14 protein-coding genes are annotated in these 17,935 nt (G+C 64.1%); 13 read left to right on the top strand and 1 reads right to left on the bottom strand.

The features are described from left to right. The first annotated feature begins 40 nt into the window (after positions 1 to 40). The 3 genes from ATE71_RS18055 (at position 41) to ATE71_RS18045 (ending at position 1,840) form a co-directional block, all read left to right on the top strand. Positions 41 to 793, top strand: a complete 753-nt coding sequence (locus ATE71_RS18055) for a sterol desaturase family protein (protein ID WP_058804736.1) — start codon at positions 41 to 43, stop codon at positions 791 to 793. After that, on the top strand, positions 762 to 1,172 hold the full coding sequence (locus ATE71_RS18050) for a DUF2141 domain-containing protein (RefSeq protein ID WP_058804735.1): 411 nt from the start codon (positions 762 to 764) through the stop codon (positions 1,170 to 1,172). The genes ATE71_RS18055 and ATE71_RS18050 overlap by 32 nt, the downstream gene beginning before the upstream one ends. Positions 1,173 to 1,441: 269 nt before the next feature. Then, the gene (locus ATE71_RS18045; protein ID WP_058804734.1) at positions 1,442 to 1,840 is read left to right on the top strand and encodes an Ohr family peroxiredoxin; all 399 of its coding nucleotides are present in this window, start codon (positions 1,442 to 1,444) and stop codon (positions 1,838 to 1,840) included. A gap of 48 nt (positions 1,841 to 1,888) precedes the next feature. Here the strand turns inward: ATE71_RS18045 and ATE71_RS18040 are convergent, their stop codons facing one another. Beyond that, on the bottom strand, positions 1,889 to 2,584 hold the full coding sequence (locus ATE71_RS18040) for a 2OG-Fe(II) oxygenase (RefSeq protein WP_152998840.1): 696 nt from the start codon (positions 2,582 to 2,584) through the stop codon (positions 1,889 to 1,891). A 165-nt stretch (positions 2,585 to 2,749) separates the two neighbouring features. On the opposite strand from ATE71_RS18040, the gene ATE71_RS18035 reads away from it, so the two are divergent. The 10 genes from ATE71_RS18035 to ATE71_RS17990 all read left to right on the top strand — a co-directional run bounded on the left by ATE71_RS18035 (position 2,750) and on the right by ATE71_RS17990 (position 17,757). Further along, positions 2,750 to 4,405: a M20/M25/M40 family metallo-hydrolase gene (locus tag ATE71_RS18035; protein ID WP_058804733.1), complete on the top strand. Its 1,656-nt coding sequence runs from the start codon at positions 2,750 to 2,752 to the stop codon at positions 4,403 to 4,405. A 421-nt stretch (positions 4,406 to 4,826) separates the two neighbouring features. Continuing rightward, positions 4,827 to 7,169, top strand: a complete 2,343-nt coding sequence (clpA, locus tag ATE71_RS18030; protein ID WP_058804732.1) for an ATP-dependent Clp protease ATP-binding subunit ClpA — start codon at positions 4,827 to 4,829, stop codon at positions 7,167 to 7,169. A gap of 63 nt (positions 7,170 to 7,232) precedes the next feature. Further along, positions 7,233 to 8,072 (top strand): type I methionyl aminopeptidase, encoded by an 840-nt coding sequence (gene map / locus ATE71_RS18025; RefSeq protein WP_058804731.1) that lies wholly within the window; start codon positions 7,233 to 7,235, stop codon positions 8,070 to 8,072. Positions 8,073 to 8,281: 209 nt separating this feature from the next. After that, on the top strand, positions 8,282 to 10,468 hold the full coding sequence (locus ATE71_RS18020) for a PQQ-dependent dehydrogenase, methanol/ethanol family (RefSeq protein WP_058804730.1): 2,187 nt from the start codon (positions 8,282 to 8,284) through the stop codon (positions 10,466 to 10,468). 292 nt (positions 10,469 to 10,760) lie between these two features. After that, the gene (locus ATE71_RS18015; RefSeq protein WP_011540464.1) at positions 10,761 to 11,099 is read left to right on the top strand and encodes a P-II family nitrogen regulator; all 339 of its coding nucleotides are present in this window, start codon (positions 10,761 to 10,763) and stop codon (positions 11,097 to 11,099) included. 71 nt (positions 11,100 to 11,170) lie between these two features. Then, positions 11,171 to 12,583 carry a type I glutamate--ammonia ligase gene (gene glnA / locus ATE71_RS18010; RefSeq protein ID WP_058804729.1) on the top strand — a complete coding sequence of 471 codons (1,413 nt, stop codon included), beginning with the start codon at positions 11,171 to 11,173 and terminating at the stop codon, positions 12,581 to 12,583. Positions 12,584 to 12,736: 153 nt separating this feature from the next. Next, positions 12,737 to 13,255: a hypothetical protein gene (locus tag ATE71_RS18005; protein WP_152998838.1), complete on the top strand. Its 519-nt coding sequence runs from the start codon at positions 12,737 to 12,739 to the stop codon at positions 13,253 to 13,255. Positions 13,256 to 13,349: 94 nt separating this feature from the next. Beyond that, entirely contained in the window at positions 13,350 to 14,834 is a 1,485-nt protein-coding gene (locus ATE71_RS18000; RefSeq protein WP_058804727.1) for a PQQ-dependent sugar dehydrogenase, read from the top strand. Positions 14,835 to 14,918: 84 nt separating this feature from the next. Continuing rightward, entirely contained in the window at positions 14,919 to 16,229 is a 1,311-nt protein-coding gene (locus tag ATE71_RS17995; RefSeq protein WP_058804726.1) for a M20/M25/M40 family metallo-hydrolase, read from the top strand. 94 nt (positions 16,230 to 16,323) lie between these two features. Then, on the top strand, positions 16,324 to 17,757 hold the full coding sequence (locus ATE71_RS17990; protein WP_058804725.1) for an aldehyde dehydrogenase family protein: 1,434 nt from the start codon (positions 16,324 to 16,326) through the stop codon (positions 17,755 to 17,757). Positions 17,758 to 17,935: the final 178 nt, after the last annotated feature.

Here is a 17,935-nt window from a genome sequence, read left to right as displayed (position 1 = left end):
AAGCCATTGCAACGTCGCCGCGAGCGGCTAGCCTTGCGCGATGACCGGCTGGGCGATCCTTTTCTCCGCACTCGCGATGACCGTGATCGTCGGCGTGCGCTACCTCGTGACCAGCGGCGCCTTTGCGCTTGCGACGCGGATCCGGCATCCGGGCCTTTATCGCGGGCTCGAACCGCAGATGCGCCGCGAGATCGGATGGAGCCTCGCGAGCGCTGCCATCTATGGCATTCCGGCGGGGGTCGTCGCATGGGGCTGGCAAGCGCATGGCTGGACGCGCATCTACAGCGACTGGGACGCCTTTCCCCTCTGGTACCTGCCGGTCAGCCTGTTCGCTTACCTGCTGGTCCACGACAGCTGGTTCTACTGGACGCATCGCTGGATGCACCGGCCGCGCTGGTTCCGGATCGCGCACAGCGTCCATCACGACAGCCGCCCGCCCACGGCCTGGGCCGCGATGAGTTTCCATCCGGTCGAGGCGATCACCGGCGCTGTCGTCATTCCGGCGCTCGTCTTTCTGGTCCCGATCCATGTCGCAATGCTGGGAACCGTGCTCGCAATCATGACGCTTATGGGCGTCGGCAATCATATGGGGTGGGAGATGTTCCCGCGCGCGCTTGTTCATGGACCAGCAGGGCGCTGGCTGATAACCGCCACGCATCATCAGGCGCATCACGCGTCCTACCGGGGGAATTATGGGCTTTATTTCCGCTTCTGGGACAAAGCATGCGGCACCGATATCGGTTTGGGCCGCTTTGACAGCGATGCTACCGCTGCTCACCGCGGCCGCGAGTGAGCCGACAATCGCGCCGACGGTCGACCTCAGCATCACCGGGCTGCGCAGCGAAAAGGGCCAGATACTCGTCTGTCTGACGACCAACCCAAAGGCTTTTCCCGATTGCAGCAAGGACAAGGCATCGGTGCGCATGGCGGTGAAAGCCGTCGATGCAAGGAATTTTGCTGTTCACGCCCCTACCGCCGGTACCTATGCCATAGCGGTCGTCCATGACGAGAACAGCAACAACAAGATGGATGTCGCGATTTTCCTGCCCAAGGAAGGTTTCGGATTTTCCCGCAATCCCACCGTCACCGTCGGGCCGCCAAGCTTCAAATCGGCGAGCTTTGCCGTCACAGACGACGTACACCAGTCGATCAAGATGAAATATATGCTGTAGCGCGACCGACGCGATGACAGGTTAGGGCGGGAACGGTCATAGCCGTCTTGGTCGGCTTGGGGTCGAATGCGACCTATCGCGCCGCTTGATGATCTCCAACCCCACAACGCGCATCGTCAGGCGAATTTATATCCACGCTAAATCAAAGAGTTGCTATTTAATCGTACGCGATTTAATCGTAACCGCTTGAATATGAACCTTGCTCGCATAATTATGTCGCATCCGATTAACGCGGATACGAACACAAAACTTTCGAAAGGACCCTGAACATGGCTGACAAAATCCTCTTTTCCGGCACCACTCATGTCAAAGGCGGCAAGAACGGCTATGCGCGCAGCACCAACGGCGTGCTCGATATCGCGTTGCCCCAACCGCATCCGGCCGCCGAAAATCTCTTCGCCGCGGCTTGGTCGACCTGCTTCATCGGCGCGCTCGAACTCGCCGCGTCGCAGAAGAAGGTGACGCTGCCCGCCAGCCCCGAAGCCGACACGACGATCGACCTTTTGAACCGGGGTGCCGACGGCTTTGTCCTGCGCGCACGCCTCGACATTTCGGTTCCCGGCGTCGACCGCGACACGGCGCGCGACCTTGTCGACCTCGCGCACAAGATCTGCCCGTATTCGAAAGCGGTCGAAGGCAATATCGACATCGAGCTCAACCTCGCCTGACCCCGGCTCGACCCGGCGCCGCGCCAGCGCCGGGTCGAGCCGCGCCGCTCAGGCCGCGTCGTGGAATATCACCCCCAGGGTGTGGCGCCGCCCGCATCGCACTTCGCTGACCCCGTGCCGCATCGTCACCCGGTAATCGCCGCGGCTGCCGCGCACCGGACGGACATTTACCGCGAACAACAGCAGATCGCCCTTCGCCAGCGGCACGACCGCCGCTCTCGATTGCATGCGCGGCCGCTGCTCGGTCAGCACAAACTCGCCGCCCGTAAAATCCGCACCCGGCGCGGACAGCAACACCGCCGCCTGTATCGGAAAGACTTGGTCGCCATACAGGTCCTGGTGCAGGCAATTATAATCGCCCGGACCATATTGCAGCAGCAGCGGGGTGGGCCGCTGCTGTCCCGCACCATGGCAGCGCGCCAGAAATTCGGCATGGCTCGCCGGAAAGCGCACCGCCATCCCCATCCGCTCGTGCCAGCGGTTCGCGACCGGCGCGAGCCGTGGATAAAGCGTGCCGCGCAGCGCGGCGACGAGCGGCGGCAACGGATAGGCGAAATAACGATATTCGCCGCGTCCGAATCCGTGCCGCGCCATATGAACGTGGCTGCGAAACCCCGCCTCTTCGGCGTAAAGCGCGGCGAGCGCATTGCATTCACCGTCGTCTAGCAGGTGCGGCAGCACCGCCCAGCCCTCGCGGTCGAGCGCCGCCGCGACCGCCTCCCAGTCCAGCGCCGCAAGGCGCATGTGGATCGTCTGTTCCATCGGGGTCATGCGCCGACCGTGCCATCCCGCCTCGCCCGACGCGCCCCGTTTCTTGCGATCAAACCCCCGCACCGTTATGCTTTTCCTCTCCGCGGCGCCCGCGCCTGCCCCGAACGCGGCCCCGCCGCCAATCACGGAAAGTCCCCCATGCCCCGCACTCTCGCCGCCGCCCTCCTGCTCGCCGCCACCGCCGCCGAGCCCGCGGCGGCCCAATCGGACATCGACGCCGCCAACCTCGAACAAACCGTCCGCACCCTTGCATCGGACCAGTTTCAAGGCCGCGCGCCGGGGACGGCGGGTGAGGATCGCACGATCGGCTATCTGATCGGCCGGCTTCAGGCGCTCGGGCTCGAACCCGCGGGCGTCAACGGGGGCTGGACCCAGCCCGTTCCGCTCCTTCACACGCGCGTCGGCAAACCGGCGACGCTCACCTTTGATCGCAACGGCACCAGGGCACCGCTGACCTTCAGCACCGATATCTATCTCTCGACGCTCCAGCCAAAGGACCGCGCGGTGATCGACAAGGCGCCGCTCGTCTTCGTCGGCTATGGCGTCACCGCGCCCGAACGCGGCTGGGACGATTTCAAGGGACAGGATTTGAAGGGCAAGGTCGCGGTATTCCTGATCAACGATCCCGATTTTCTCGCAGCACGCGGCGAGGACGCGTTCGGGAAGTTCGGCGGCCGGACGATGACCTATTATGGCCGCTGGACCTACAAGTTCGAGGAAGCCTCGCGTCGCGGCGCGGTGGGCGCGCTCATCGTCCATGACGCCGACGGGGTCGGCTATGGCTGGAACGTCATCAACAGCCCCGCCGGCGAAAACTACGGCCTCGTCGTCCCGCCCGAACAGGTAACGAGCCTGGCGCTGCAGGGCTGGATTTCAGGCGAAACCGCCACCCGCCTGTTCGCGAACGCCAGACAGGATCTGGCGAAGCTGCGTGTCGCCGCGCGGCGCAGGGATTTCCGGCCCGTCGAACTCGGGACCAGCTTCAGCGCCGCAATTCCGGTGACGCACGACGTCGTGCAAAGCCAGAATGTGCTGGCCAAAATCCCCGGCGCCAAACGCCCAGACGAGGTCGTGATGTACGGCGCGCACTGGGATGCCTATGGTGAAGGCGCGCCCGACGAAAAGGGCCGCGTCTACCGCGCCGGAGCCAACGACGATGCGCTGGGCGTCGCCGGATTGTTCGAGATCGCCCGGCTGTTCAAGGCCGCGCCTGCGCCCGACCGCACGATCGCCTTCGCCTTCTGGACCGCCGAGGAACGGGGGCTATTGGGTTCCGAAGCCTATGCCGCGAACCCGATCTTCCCTGCCGAAAAGACCGTCGCCAACTTCGGCCTCGACATCCTCCAGACCGCCGGGCGCGCGAAGGACGTTGTCCTCGTCGGCAAGGGGCAGGGCAGTCTCGAAGACGACCTCGCCCGCGTTGCAAAGGCGCAGGGCCGCGCGGTCAGCGTCGAAAGCCTCCCCGAACGGGGTCTCTTCTACCGCGCCGACCATTTCAGCCTCGCCAAGCGTGGCGTCCCCGTGCTCCTGATGATGGGCATCGCGGGCGCATCCGATCTCGTCGAGGGCGGCAAGCCCGCCGGACAGGCGTGGGTCGATGCCTATACCGGCAAATGCTATCATCAGGCGTGCGACGCGTGGGACGAAAGCTGGAACTTGGGCGGCGCGGTGCAGGACATCGACCTCTTCTATCAGCTCGGCGACGAACTCGCGCGCTCGGCACGCTGGCCCGAATGGAAAGCGGGCAGCGAGTTCAAGGCAATCCGCGATGCCAGCGCCGCGGCGCGGAAATAGAGGGTGATGGACCAATGGCAAGTTTCGGCCGAGAGCAGACCCTTACGTCTCTCTAACCCGTTCGCATCGAGCGAAGTCGAGATGCCCCTCGGGCTCGGCGTCGCGTCGATGGGTGTCTCGACGTCGCTCGACACGAACGAAAAAGATGAGACGAGGCTAGAACGACCGAAGGCGGTGGCTAGAGATTGTGCGCCCCGGCGAAAGGGGCAGCTCCCACCCCACCGCGGCTAGTCCCTGTCCCGACGCGGATGGCAGAACCTCCGCCAAAATCTCAATATCTCGTTAACCATAACGCAACCCCCGTCATCGTAATTTCACAGAGTCGACCGCTTTTCCCTTGCGGTGGGGCGGCGGCATCGCCACGTTGGCTTTCTAAGGGGGCCGCTCTCCCCGGCCTGGTCCCCGCAAGGAGATGAAGACCATGCCGTCCTTTTCGGAAAGCCTCGAAAAGACATTACATAACGCGCTGAAGGCCGCTTCGGAGCGCCACCACGAATATGCGACGCTCGAGCATCTGCTCTTCGCGCTGATCGACGACGATCATGCCGCCGAAGTGATGCGCGCCTGCGGCGTGGCGACCGACGACCTGCAATCGGCGGTCGTTCACTATCTCGACACCGAACTCGACAGCCTGAAGGTCGAGGGGCATAGCGACCCGTCGCCGACGTCGGGCTTCCAGCGCGTCGTCCAGCGCGCGATCCTGCACGTCCAGTCGTCGGGCAAGGATGAAGTGACGGGCGCTAACGTCCTCGTCGCGCTCTTCTCCGAACGCGAAAGCTACGCCGTCTATTTCCTCCAGCAGCAGGACCTGACGCGGCTCGACGCGGTATCTTACCTCAGCCACGGCGTCGGCAAGGGCGGCAAGCCCTCGCCGCAGGCCGAGCCCGAGGAAAAGGAAGAGACGAAGGACAAGGACAGCAGCGGCAAGAACAAGAAGGAAACCGCGCTCGACCAGTTCACCGTCAACCTCAACGAAAAGGCAAAGACCGGCAAGGTCGACCCGCTGATCGGCCGCAACGCCGAGGTCGATCGCACGATCCAGATCCTCTGCCGCCGCAGCAAGAACAACCCGCTTTATGTGGGCGATCCCGGCGTCGGCAAGACCGCGATTGCCGAGGGCTTGGCGCGCAAGATCATCGAGGGCGACGTGCCCGAGGTGCTGCTGCCCGCGGTCATCTATTCGCTCGACATGGGCGCGCTGCTCGCGGGCACGCGCTATCGCGGCGATTTCGAGGAGCGGCTGAAACAGGTCGTCACCGAGCTGGAAGGCCTTCCGCACGCGATCCTGTTCATCGACGAGATCCACACGGTCATCGGAGCGGGCGCGACCAGCGGCGGTGCGATGGATGCATCAAACCTCCTGAAACCCGCGCTGTCGGGCGGCGTCATCCGCTGCATCGGCTCGACGACCTACAAGGAGTTCCGCAACCATTTCGAAAAGGACCGCGCGCTGCTGCGCCGGTTCCAGAAGATCGACGTGGTCGAACCGACGCTGGAAGATACCAAGAAGATCCTAGCCGGGCTGCGCAGCGCGTTCGAGAGCCACCACCAGGTGCGCTACACCCCCGACGCGATCAACGCCGCGGTCGAACTGTCGGCGCGCTATATCAACGACCGCAAATTGCCCGACAAGGCGATCGACGTGATCGACGAGGTCGGGGCGATGCAGATGCTCGTCGCCCCGTCGAAGCGCAAGAAGACGATCACCGCGAAGGAAATCGAGGCAGTGATCGCGACAATGGCGCGCATCCCGCCCAAGTCGGTGTCGACCGACGACAAGGCGACGCTTGCCAGCCTCGAAACCGACCTCAAGCGCGTTGTCTTCGGCCAGAACACCGCGATCGAAGTGCTGTCGTCGGCGATCAAGCTGTCGCGCGCGGGTCTCCGCGATCCCGAAAAGCCGATCGGCAATTATCTGTTCAGCGGCCCCACCGGCGTCGGCAAGACCGAGGTCGCCAAACAGCTCGCGTCGATCATGGGCATCCCCCTCCAGCGCTTCGATATGAGCGAATATATGGAACGGCACAGCGTGTCGCGCCTGATCGGCGCACCGCCGGGCTATGTCGGTTACGATCAGGGCGGGCTGCTCACCGATGCGATCGACCAGAACCCGCATTGCGTGCTGCTGCTCGACGAGATCGAAAAGGCGCATCCCGACCTGTTCAACATCCTGCTTCAGGTGATGGACAATGGCCGCCTGACCGACCACCACGGCAAGACGGTCGATTTCCGCAACGTCATCCTGATCATGACGACCAATGCGGGCGCCAGCGACATGGCGCGCGAGTCGATCGGTTTCGGCCAGTCGACGCGCGAGGATGTGCAGGAAGAGGCGGTGAAGCGCATGTTCACCCCCGAATTCCGCAACCGCCTCGATGCGATCGTGCCCTTCGGCTATCTGCCGCCCGAGGTCGTCGCGCGCGTCGTCGACAAGTTCATCCTCGAGCTTGAGCTGCAGCTGGCCGACCGCAACGTCCACATCCAGCTCGACGATGCGGCGCGCGAATGGCTGACCGGCAAGGGCTATGACAAGCTCTATGGCGCGCGTCCGATGGGCCGCCTGATCCAGGAAAAGATCAAGCAGCCGCTCGCCGAAGAACTTTTGTTCGGCAAGCTGGTCCATGGCGGCGAGGTCAAGGTGAAGATGAAGACCGGCGAGGATGCCCATGTCGGCAATCCGCTCGCCTTCGAAATCACCCCCGCCGCGCCGAAGGCCGGCAAGGGCAAGCCAAAAGCCGACAAGGCGAAGAAGACTGCGGAATAAGGGCGAAGGGCGGCCATCGTGCCGCCCCTCGCTTTTTGAGGTCTCAGCGACTATATCACTTCCATGTACGACTATGTCTCCGTAACCACCGCCGACCGTGGCGCACCCACCCCGGTGCGCGATGGCACGATCAAGCTGCACGACGAGGCGGGCTTTGCCGGCATGCGCAAGGCCGGGCGGCTGTCGGCCGAAATCCTCGACGCGCTCGTCCCCTTCGTTCAGCCGGGCGTGACCACTGCAGCTATCGACGACCTGGTCCGCACGATGATGCTTGACGGCGGCGGCATTCCCGCGACGCTTGGCTACCGCGGGTTCACGCACAGCTGCTGCACCAGCATCAACCATGTCGTTTGTCACGGGATCCCCGACGGCAAGCCGCTGCGCGACGGCGACATCGTCAACATCGACGTAACCAGCATCGTCGACGGCTGGCACGGCGACACCAGCCGCATGTATCTGGTCGGCGACGTGCCGATCAAGGCGAAGCGCCTCGTCGAGGTCACGTACGAATGCCTGATGCTCGGCATCGAGCAGGCGAAGCCCGGCAACCGCATGGGCGACGTCGCGCACGCGATCCAGACGCACGCCGAACGCCATCGCTATTCGGTCGTCCGCGATTTCTGCGGTCATGGCCTCGGCCAGATGTTCCACGACGCGCCCGAAGTCGTCCACGCGGGGCGTCCCGGCACAGGCCCCGAACTTAAACCCGGCATGTTCTTCACGATCGAGCCGATGATCAACACGGGCAAATATGCGGTCAAGATGCTCGCCGACGGCTGGACCGCGGTGACCCGCGACCGGTCGCTCTCGGCACAGTTCGAGCACAGCATCGGCATCACCGAGACGGGCTGCGAGATTTTCACTGCAAGTCCCAAGGGCCTCAACGCGCCGCCCTGGCAGTAAGCGACGCCTGTTAATTCCCTCATCCCGGACTTGATCCGGGATCCATAGCGTCGGACGCCGCGCTGGCTTTTATAGACCCCGGATCAAGCCAGGGGTGGCGAAGGATATGCCCCCTCGCCTCACCCCCCATTTTCCCGCTTGCACCCTCGCGCCTTCGCGCGCAGACTTGACGTTAACGTCAAGATAGGCGTCGAACGGGAGAGCATGGGATGGCGAAACGGGTCTTTACGGCCGCGCTGCTGGGCTGCGCGGCTTTGGCATTGGCGGCGTGCAACGCGTCGAAGAATGACAGCATCTCGGGCGGCGGATCACTCGACGAGACCGAGAAGGCGAGCGAGACCCTGCTCAAGACCGGCGGCAATGGCGATGATTGGGGCGGCATCGGCTACAGCTACGACGAACAGCGTTTCAGCCCGCTCACCGACATCGACGACAAGAATGTGGGCGAACTCGGTATCGCGTGGACCGCCGACCTTGACGACACGCGCGGGCAGGAAGCAACGCCGGTCGTCGTCGACGGCGTGATGTATGTCACCCACGCTTGGTCGAAGGTCAGCGCATGGGACGCCGCGACGGGCAAGTCGCTATGGAAGTTCGACCCCAAGGTTCCGGGTGAGCGCGCGGTCAGCGCCTGCTGCGACGTCGTCAACCGCGGCGTCGCCGTGTGGGGCAACAAAGTCTTCGTCGGCGCGCTCGACGGTCGCCTGATCGCGCTCGACAAAAAGACCGGCAAGGAGCTCTGGTCGACCCAGACCTTCGACACCTCGAAACCCTACACCATCACCGGCGCGCCGCGCGTCGTGAAGGACATGGTACTGATCGGCAACGGCGGCGCCGAATTCGGCGTGCGAGGCTATGTCACCGCTTATGACGCCGACACGGGCAAGGAACGCTGGCGCTTCTACACCGCGCCCAATCCGACCAAGGCGAAGGACGGCGCCGCGTCGGACGACATTTTCGCGTCGAAGGGCAATGCCACCTGGTCCGACAAAGGCGAGTGGCAGACGTCGGGAGGCGGCGGCACCGTGTGGGACGCGATCGTCTATGACAAGGATCTCGACCAGATCTACCTTGGGGTCGGCAATGGCAACCCGTGGAACCATGGCACGCGCTCGAACGGCGAGGGCGACAACTGGTTCCTCTCGTCGATCGTCGCGCTCGACCCGTCGACCGGCAAATATAAGTGGCACTATCAGGAAACCCCGGCCGAAACCTGGGACTATACCGCGACCCAGCCGATCATCCTCGCCGAGCAGGCGGTGGACGGCCGGCCGATCAAGGTGCTGTACCACGCGCCGAAGAACGGCTTCTTCTTCACCATCGACCGCACCAACGGCAAGCTGATCGATGCCAAGCCGTTCGTCGACGGGATCAACTGGGCCACCGGATACGACCTCGCCACCGGGCGCCCGATCGAAAATCCCGAGGCGCGCTTCTACAAGACCGGCAAGCCGTTTATCGCGATCCCCGGTGCGCTCGGGGCGCATAACTGGCACCCGATGAGCTACAATCCCGCCACGGGCCTCGTTTATATCCCAGCGCAGCAGATCCCGCAGGGCTATCTCGCCGACATGAACGAGCTCGACAAGCGCAAGGTGCTCGGGTTCAACGTCGGCACCTCGCTGACCGGCACCTTGCTCCCCGACGACCAGGCGGCGTTCCGCGCCGCGGTCGCCGCGACGACCGGACGGCTCGTCGCCTTTGACCCGCGCACCGGCAAGGTCGCGTGGGCGGTCGATCATCCCGCGGCATGGAACGGCGGCACGATGACCACCGCGGGCAATCTGGTGTTCCAGGGGACCAGCCTTGGCCGTTTCCGCGCCTATGCTGCCGATACCGGCAAGCAGTTGCTCGACCTCGACATGCAGTCGGGGATCGTCAGCGCGCCGTCGACCTTCCGCGTGAACGGCGTGCAATATGTCGCGTTCCAGACGAGCAAGGGGGGTGCCTTCCCGCTCGTCGCCGGGGTGGCGGGCGGCGCGACGCGCAAGATCCCCAACATCCCGCGCCTCGTCGTGCTCAAGCTCGGCGGCACCTCCAAGCTGCCGGCCCCGCCGGCCACGACGACGCTGGCGTGGAACCCGCCGCCGCAATTCGGGACGCCGCAACAAGTCGCCACGGGCAAGGCGCTGTTCGGGCGCTATTGCATCGTCTGCCACGGCGACAGCGCGATCGGCAACGGCTTCACGCCCGACCTGCGGGTCTCGGGCACGCTCGCGAATGCCGATGCGTGGAAGTCCGTGACGCTCGACGGCGCGCTGAAGGACCGCGGCATGGTGAGCTTTGCCAAGGTGCTATCGCCCGCCGACGCCGAAGCGCTGCGCGCCTATGTCATCGACCGGTCGATCTGGACCAAGGCCAACCTGCCGAACGCATCGGCGCCGATGGGGCGGTGACCTCCAGCCACCCGTCATGGCGAGGAACGTAGCGACGACGCTCGCCATGACGGCCGAGGTGCATCTGCCGCTTTTTTAGGCAACGCATCGCGCCCGTTGCTCACCCCTTGAGCAACCGCGCAACATCCTGTCACAAATCTTACCGAAAGCTTGCGATTCGCCAATTGGCACGGCTCTTGATTGGTGCAAGATGATGGGGCCTCGCAGCGACTCACGGGTGCGAACCGGACAGGCAGGCCTGATCCGGCTCTGACTGCGAGCGATGCGAAATGCCCAAAGGGGGACTGTAAGCGTGAAGAAGATTGAGGCGATCATCAAGCCGTTCAAGCTCGACGAGGTCAAGGAAGCGCTGCACGAAGTCGGTGTCAGCGGGATCACCGTTACCGAGGCCAAGGGGTTCGGACGGCAAAAGGGTCACACCGAACTCTATCGAGGCGCCGAATATGTCGTCGATTTCCTGCCCAAGGTGAAGCTGGAGGTCATCGTCGAGGATGGCATGGCCGAACGCGTCGTCGAAGCGATCGCCGCCGCCGCGCAGACCGGCCGCATCGGCGACGGCAAGATTTTCGTGATCCCGGTCGAAACCGCGCTGCGCATCCGCACCGGCGAACGCAACGAGGACGCGCTCTAAAATACCCGCTCCCCAACCTGTTCCACTAAGCCGGTGCAACCGGTCATCATCGCGAGAAGGAAGTTCAGACCATGGCTACGAAGCCCAAGGATATCATCGCCCGGATTAAGGAAAACGACATCGAGTGGGTCGATCTGCGCTTCACCGATCCAAAGGGCAAGTGGCAGCACCTGACGATGTGCGCTGGGGTAATCGACGAGGACGCGCTCGAGGACGGCCTGATGTTTGACGGTTCGTCGATCGAGGGCTGGAAGGCGATCAACGAGTCGGACATGATCCTGAAACCCGACCTCGACGCCGTCTATGACGATCCCTTCTCCGCCACCCCGATGCTCGTGATGTTCTGCGACATCGTCGAGCCGTCGACCGGTGAAGGCTATGCCCGCGACCCGCGCACTACTGCTAAAAGGGCTGAGGCCTATGTCGCCTCCACCGGAATCGGCGACACCGTCTATGTCGGCCCCGAAGCTGAATTCTTCATGTTCGACGACGTTCGTTTCGAAACCGGCTACAATAAGTCGGGTTTCGAGATCGACGACATCGAACTGCCGACCAATACCGGCCGCAGCTACGAAGGCGGCAACCTTGCGCACCGTCCGCGCGCCAAGGGCGGCTATTTTCCCGTCGCGCCGGTCGACAGCGCGGTGGACATCCGCGCCGAGATGGTTTCGACCATGCTCGAAATGGGCCTGCCCTGCGACAAGCATCACCATGAAGTCGCCGCCGCGCAGCACGAACTCGGCCTGACCTTCGGCACGCTCACCCAGACCGCCGACCGCATGCAGATCTACAAATATGTCGTGCACCAGGTCGCGCACGCCTATGGCAAAACCGCAACCTTCATGCCGAAACCGATCCGCCAAGACAATGGATCGGGCATGCACACCCACATCTCGATCTGGGAAAAGGGCAAGCCGCTCTTTGCCGGCAACGGCTATGCCGGCCTCAGCGACATGTGCCTTTATTTCATCGGCGGCGTGATCAAGCACGCCAAGGCGCTCAATGCCTTCACCAACCCGACGACGAACAGCTACAAACGCCTCGTCCCCGGGTTCGAAGCCCCGGTGCTGCTTGCTTATTCGAGCCGCAACCGCTCGGCCTCGTGCCGCATCCCTTATGGTGCGGGCGCCAAGGCGAAGCGCGTCGAATTCCGATTCCCCGACGCGATGGCGAACCCCTATCTCTGCTATTCGGCGCTACTGATGGCAGGGCTCGACGGCATCCAGAACAAGATCCACCCCGGCGACGCGATGGACAAGAATCTGTACGACCTGCCGCCCGAAGAGCTGGCCGAAGTCCCGACCGTATGCGGCTCGCTTCGTGAAGCGCTCGACAGCCTCGCCGCCGACCACGACTTCCTGCTTAAGGGCGACGTGTTCTCGAAGGACCAGATCGAAGCCTATATCGAGCTGAAATGGGCCGAGGTTTATAACTTCGAACAGACGCCGAGCCCGGTCGAGTTTGACATGTACTACAGCGCCTGATCGCACACGATCAGCGACGCCAAGGGGGGCGTCCGGTTCGGGGGAACCGGGCGCCCCTTTCTATTGGCCCGCGCGATCGCGCTCCCTCCCGCTTACGCTTTGGTAAGCCCGCGCGGCTAAAAGCGGCCGCGTCTACAAGCGGGGGTATGTCCGATGTTCCGAATGATGATCCCGGTCGCGGCGCTGTTGCTTGCCACCGGCTGCGGCAAGATGGTCGAACTGGCGAACCAGACACGCACCGTTGCCTCGCCACGCGAAGAGGTGTTCGCCCGGATGTTCGGCGACGACAGCATGTTCGCGGGCCTGCCGCTCGTCACCAACGGTGGATCGACGCGGCTCTACGAACTCGTCACCAAAAAGGGCGAACCGGGGTTCGAGAAGATGGTGCCGGAGGAACGGCCCGAGGCCTATAACATCAAGATCGCGGTCGCCATGGAAATCCCGCACGAGGCGCATCTGATCTACAGCGTCGACGATGGCGCGCTCAAAACAGGGCTGAAGTTTACGTTCGAGGAAGTGGCCCCGGATCGGACTCGCGTGGCGTTCGCCATCGACGAACTGAGCGGCGACGGCGCGAAGGGCCTGCAGGTCAACAGATCCGCGCTGAGGCGGATCGCGCGCGATGCGCTGAATAAGCTCGACGATTTCGAACAGGTCGACGAAGCGGTCTGACGGAAGTTCCCGATCGTCCCGAACGGCATGGTTGCGCCGGGCGTCCGCAAATGCCACCTTGCCGCGATCAAGGTCGCAAAAGGGGTTCTGGATCATGCGGATACGCGCCTTTTTTCTTGCTCCCCTGCTTCTGACCGGCTGCGGCGGGGGCGATGGCGGAACGCCGCCCGAAGCGAACGCCCCGCCGGCATTCACCTCGCCCCAGACCGCGAGCGTCGCCGAAAACGGCGTTGCGGCCTATCAGGCAACGGCCACCGATCCCAACGGCGACGCGCTGACTTTTGCCATCGACGGCGGTGCCGACGCGGCGCGCTTTTCGATCACCGCCGCAGGCGCGCTGCGCTTCAATGCGTCGCCCGACTATGACCTGCCGGGCGACGCCGACGGCGACAATGTCTATTCGGTGCGGCTGAACGTCAGCGACGGCAGAGCGGCCGTCAGCCAGACGGTCAATGTCACGGTGACCAATTCGAAGGAAGGCATATCGGTCCAGCGCGTCGGCAGCGGGTTCAACCAACCAACCTTCCTGCTCGGCATACCGGGCAGCGGCGACGTCTATGTGCTCGAGAAGGCCGGGAGGGTCTATCGCCTGACCCCCTCGACCGGAGCGAAAACGCTGCTCTTCACGATCGGCGACCTTTCCACCGATGGCGAACGCGGATTGCTCGGCATGGCACTACTGCCCAAGCCGGCGAACGCGGACCGCTTCATGATCTATTGCACCAATGCCGCCGGCGACATCGAAATTCGCGAATATGGCAGCCTCTCCGGATCGCCGCATATATTGGCGAGGCTGACGATTCCACACCCCGGGGCGAACAACCATAATGGCGGCGCGATGGCCTTTGGCCCTGACGGTTTCCTCTATGTCGGGGTGGGCGATGGCGGCGGCGTGGGCGATCCCGGCAACAATGCCCAGAACCCCAATTCGCGGCTCGGCAAGATATTGCGGATCCGGGTGGTCGAGGACCCCTATGCTGGCGCCTCGGTTCCCAACGATGAGGGCTTCCTGGCTCCCGCGCCCGGCAATCCCTATATAGCTGGCGGCGGCGACCGCTACGTCTACGCGCTCGGCCTGCGCAATCCGTTCCGCTTTTCCTTCTCGGGATCGACGCTGGTCATCGGCGACGTCGGCCAAGGCGCCGTCGAGGAAATCGATATGGTGACGACCGCCCAGCCAGGCCTCAATTTCGGCTGGCGCTTCAAGGAAGGCACCCAACCCTATACCGGCGCTGCGCCGGGCGGGCTGACCGATCCGGTCGCGGAATATGGCCACGGCGATGGCCCGCGACAGGGCAATTCGGTTACCGGCGGCTATGTCTATCGCGGCCCGGTAACCTCGCTTCAGGGACAATATGTCTTTGCGGACTTCGTCTCGGACAATATCTGGACGGTTCCCTTTGCCAGCCTTGTCCCCGGCCAGACGCTGGCGTCTTCGCGTTTCGCGCGGCGCAACGAGGATTTCGCGCCCGACGCGGGGACGCTGAACTCGATCGCGTCCTTTGGCGAGGACAGCGCCGGCAATCTGTTCTTGGTCAGCCTTGGCGGCGATATTTTCATGGTGCGGCAAGGAAGCTGATCGCTTCCCCGATCCTGTCCAGGCGGGAGAGGTTGCCGAGGCACACGCGAGACGGCAGAAGGGAGGCGTTCAGAGGAGCTTCCCATGAAATCATTGCCCTTCGCCGCGCTCGTCGTCCTCCAGCTTGCCCTTGCGCCCGCCGCCGCGGCCAAGCTCAGCAAGGCCGAAAGCGCCATGGCGCAGACAGTCGAGGCCGAACGCGAGCGCAGCGTCGCGTTGCTCGAAAAGCTGGTCAACCAGAACAGCGGCTCGCTCAATCTCGAAGGGGTTGAGAAGGTCGGTGCGATGATGCGCGCCGAGCTCGAACCCTTGGGTTTCAGGGTCGAATGGAAGCCGATGCGCGACACCGGCCGCGCCGGCCATCTGATCGCGACGCACGCCGGCAGGCCCGATACAAAGCGCCTGCTCCTCATCGCGCACCTCGACACGGTATTCGAGCTCGACTCGCCGTTCCAGCGTTTCGAGCGCATGGGCGACAAGGCGAAGGGACCGGGCGCCGGCGATGACAAGGGGGGAATGGTCGTCGTCGTCGCGGCGCTGCGTGCAATGTACAAGGCGGGGACGCTCAAGGGCGCGAACATCGAATTCCACATGACCGGCGACGAGGAGGATGCCGGAGACCCTGTCGAAAAAGCGCGCGCCGACCTGATCGCGGCAGGCAAACGCGTCGATGTTGCACTGGGCTTCGAAGGCTTGGTCCGCGATAGCGGCGCCGACATGAGCTCGATCGCGCGGCGTTCGTCGGAAAGCTGGCAGGTCACCGCCACCGGCAAAACGGGGCACAGTTCGGGCATTTTCAGCGCCAATGCCGGCGACGGCGCGATCTACGAACTCGCGCGGATCATCCACCGCTTTCGCACCGAACTGCCCGAACCCAATCTGACCTTCAACGTCGGCCTGATCGCAGGCGGCGAGCAGGTGTCGCTCGACGAGGGCAAGATCCGCGCGAGCGCGAATGGCAAGACCAACATCATCGCCGCCACCGCGATCGCGCGCGGCGATTTACGCACGCTTTCGACCGAACAGGCGGCGCGCGTAAAGGACAAGATGGCGGCGATCGTCGCCGATCATGCGCCCGGCACCGGCGCGACGCTTGCCTTTGACCCCGGCGGCTATCCGGCGATGGCGCCCACCGATGGCAACCGCGCGTTGCTGACCCGTCTCAACGCCGTCAACCGCGACCTCGGACTCGCTGAAATGGCGGCGCTCGATCCGCTGAAGCGCGGCGCCGCCGACATCAGCTTCGTCGCGCCGCACGTTGACAGCCTCGCCGGACTTGGCGCCTATTCGACGGGCGATCACGGCCCCGAGGAAACGGTCGATATCCCCAGCATCACGCGCCAGGCGATGCGCGCCGCCATATTGATGTCACGCCTTGCTGCTGAAAAGCGCTAAACTGCCGCCTTTGGCAGTTGGCCTCGCTTGATTCATCCGCCACAGTGATTAGGTAGCAATCCGAGACGGATTCACCGCCGATGGGAGACAGGACATGAGCACCGAAACGCACCTCAAACAACATTATATCGGCGGCCGCTGGGTCGACTCGAAGGGCGGCAAGCTCCACGACGTCATCAACCCGGCGACCGAGGAAGCGGCCTCGACCGTCGTGCTCGGCACCGCCGCCGACGTCGATGATGCCGTCGCCGCGGCGAAGGAAGCGTTCAAAAGCTTCTCGCAGACGACGCGCGAGGAACGTCTCGAGCTGCTGAACCGCATCGTCGAGGAATATAAGAAGCGTGCGCCCGATCTCGCCAAATCGATGGCATCGGAAATGGGCGCGCCGGTCAGCTTCGCGGGCACCGCGCAGGTCGGCGCCGGCATCGGCGGCTTCCTTGGTACGATTGCCGCGCTCAAGGATTTCAGCTTCACCGAAAAATATGCTGCGGGTATGATTGCTTATGAGCCGATCGGCGTCGTCGGCATGATCACGCCGTGGAACTGGCCGCTGAATCAGATCGCGCTCAAGGTCGCGCCGGCGCTCGCCGCGGGCAACACGATGGTCCTGAAGCCCTCGGAAGAATGCCCCGGCAATGCGGTGATCTTCGCCGAGGTTCTCGAAGCCGCGGGTGTCCCCGCCGGCGTCTTCAACTTGGTGCAGGGTGACGGCCCGACCGTCGGCAACGCGATCAGCGCGCACCCCGGCATCGAGATGGTCAGCTTCACTGGATCGACCCGCGCGGGCATCCTCGTCGCCAAGGCGGCGGCCGACACGGTCAAGCGCGTCCATCAGGAACTGGGCGGCAAGTCGCCGAACATCGTCCTGCCCGATGCAGATTTCGCCGCGGTGCTGCCGCCGACGGTGCAGGGCGTGCTCGTCAATACCGGACAGAGCTGCATCGCGCCGACGCGCATTCTCGTCCAGAAAGAGCGCGAGGCCGAAGCCGTCGGCGTCATCAAGGCGATGTTCGACGGCACCCAGGTCGGCGACCCGATGAGCGAGGGCGGCCACATCGGCCCCGTCGTCAACAAGGCGCAGTTCGACAAGATCCAGGGCCTGATCCAGTCGGCGATCGACGAGGGCGCGACGCTGGAAACCGGCGGCACCGGCCTGCCAAGCAACGTCAACCGCGGCTACTATATCAAGCCGACGGTCTTCTCGGGCGTCACCCCCGACATGCGCATCGCAAAGGAAGAGGTGTTCGGCCCGGTCGCGACGATCATGGCCTATGACACGCTCGACGAAGCGGTCGAGATCGCCAATGACACCGAATATGGCCTGTCGGCCGTCGTCTCGGGCGACCCCGCCAAGGCGGCGGAAGTCGCGCCGAAACTGCGCGCGGGCATGGTCGCGGTCAACGCCTGGGGTCCCGGCCCGGGCGCGGCGTTCGGCGGCTACAAGGCGTCGGGCAACGGCCGCGAGGGCGGCGTGTTCGGCCTCAAGGATTTCATGGAAGTGAAGTCGATCAGCGGCATTCCGGCGTAACAGAAACTACCCCCTCCCCTTCAGGGGAGGGCAGCGAGACTTGCCAGCTTGCTGGCTTAGTCGCAGCGGGTGGGGGCCATCGACCTTGCGCAAGGTTTCGGGCCCCCCACCCCAACCCCTCCCCTGAAGGGGAGGGGCTTTTGATTCCCGCTACCACCCGCTAAACGCCCCCCATGAC

Origin of the sequence: Sphingopyxis sp. H115 (assembly GCF_001468465.1) — a bacterium.
Lineage (GTDB): Bacteria > Pseudomonadota > Alphaproteobacteria > Sphingomonadales > Sphingomonadaceae > Sphingopyxis.
Note: the sequence above shows the minus strand (reverse complement) of the source record. Positions and strands in the feature narration are given on the sequence as shown.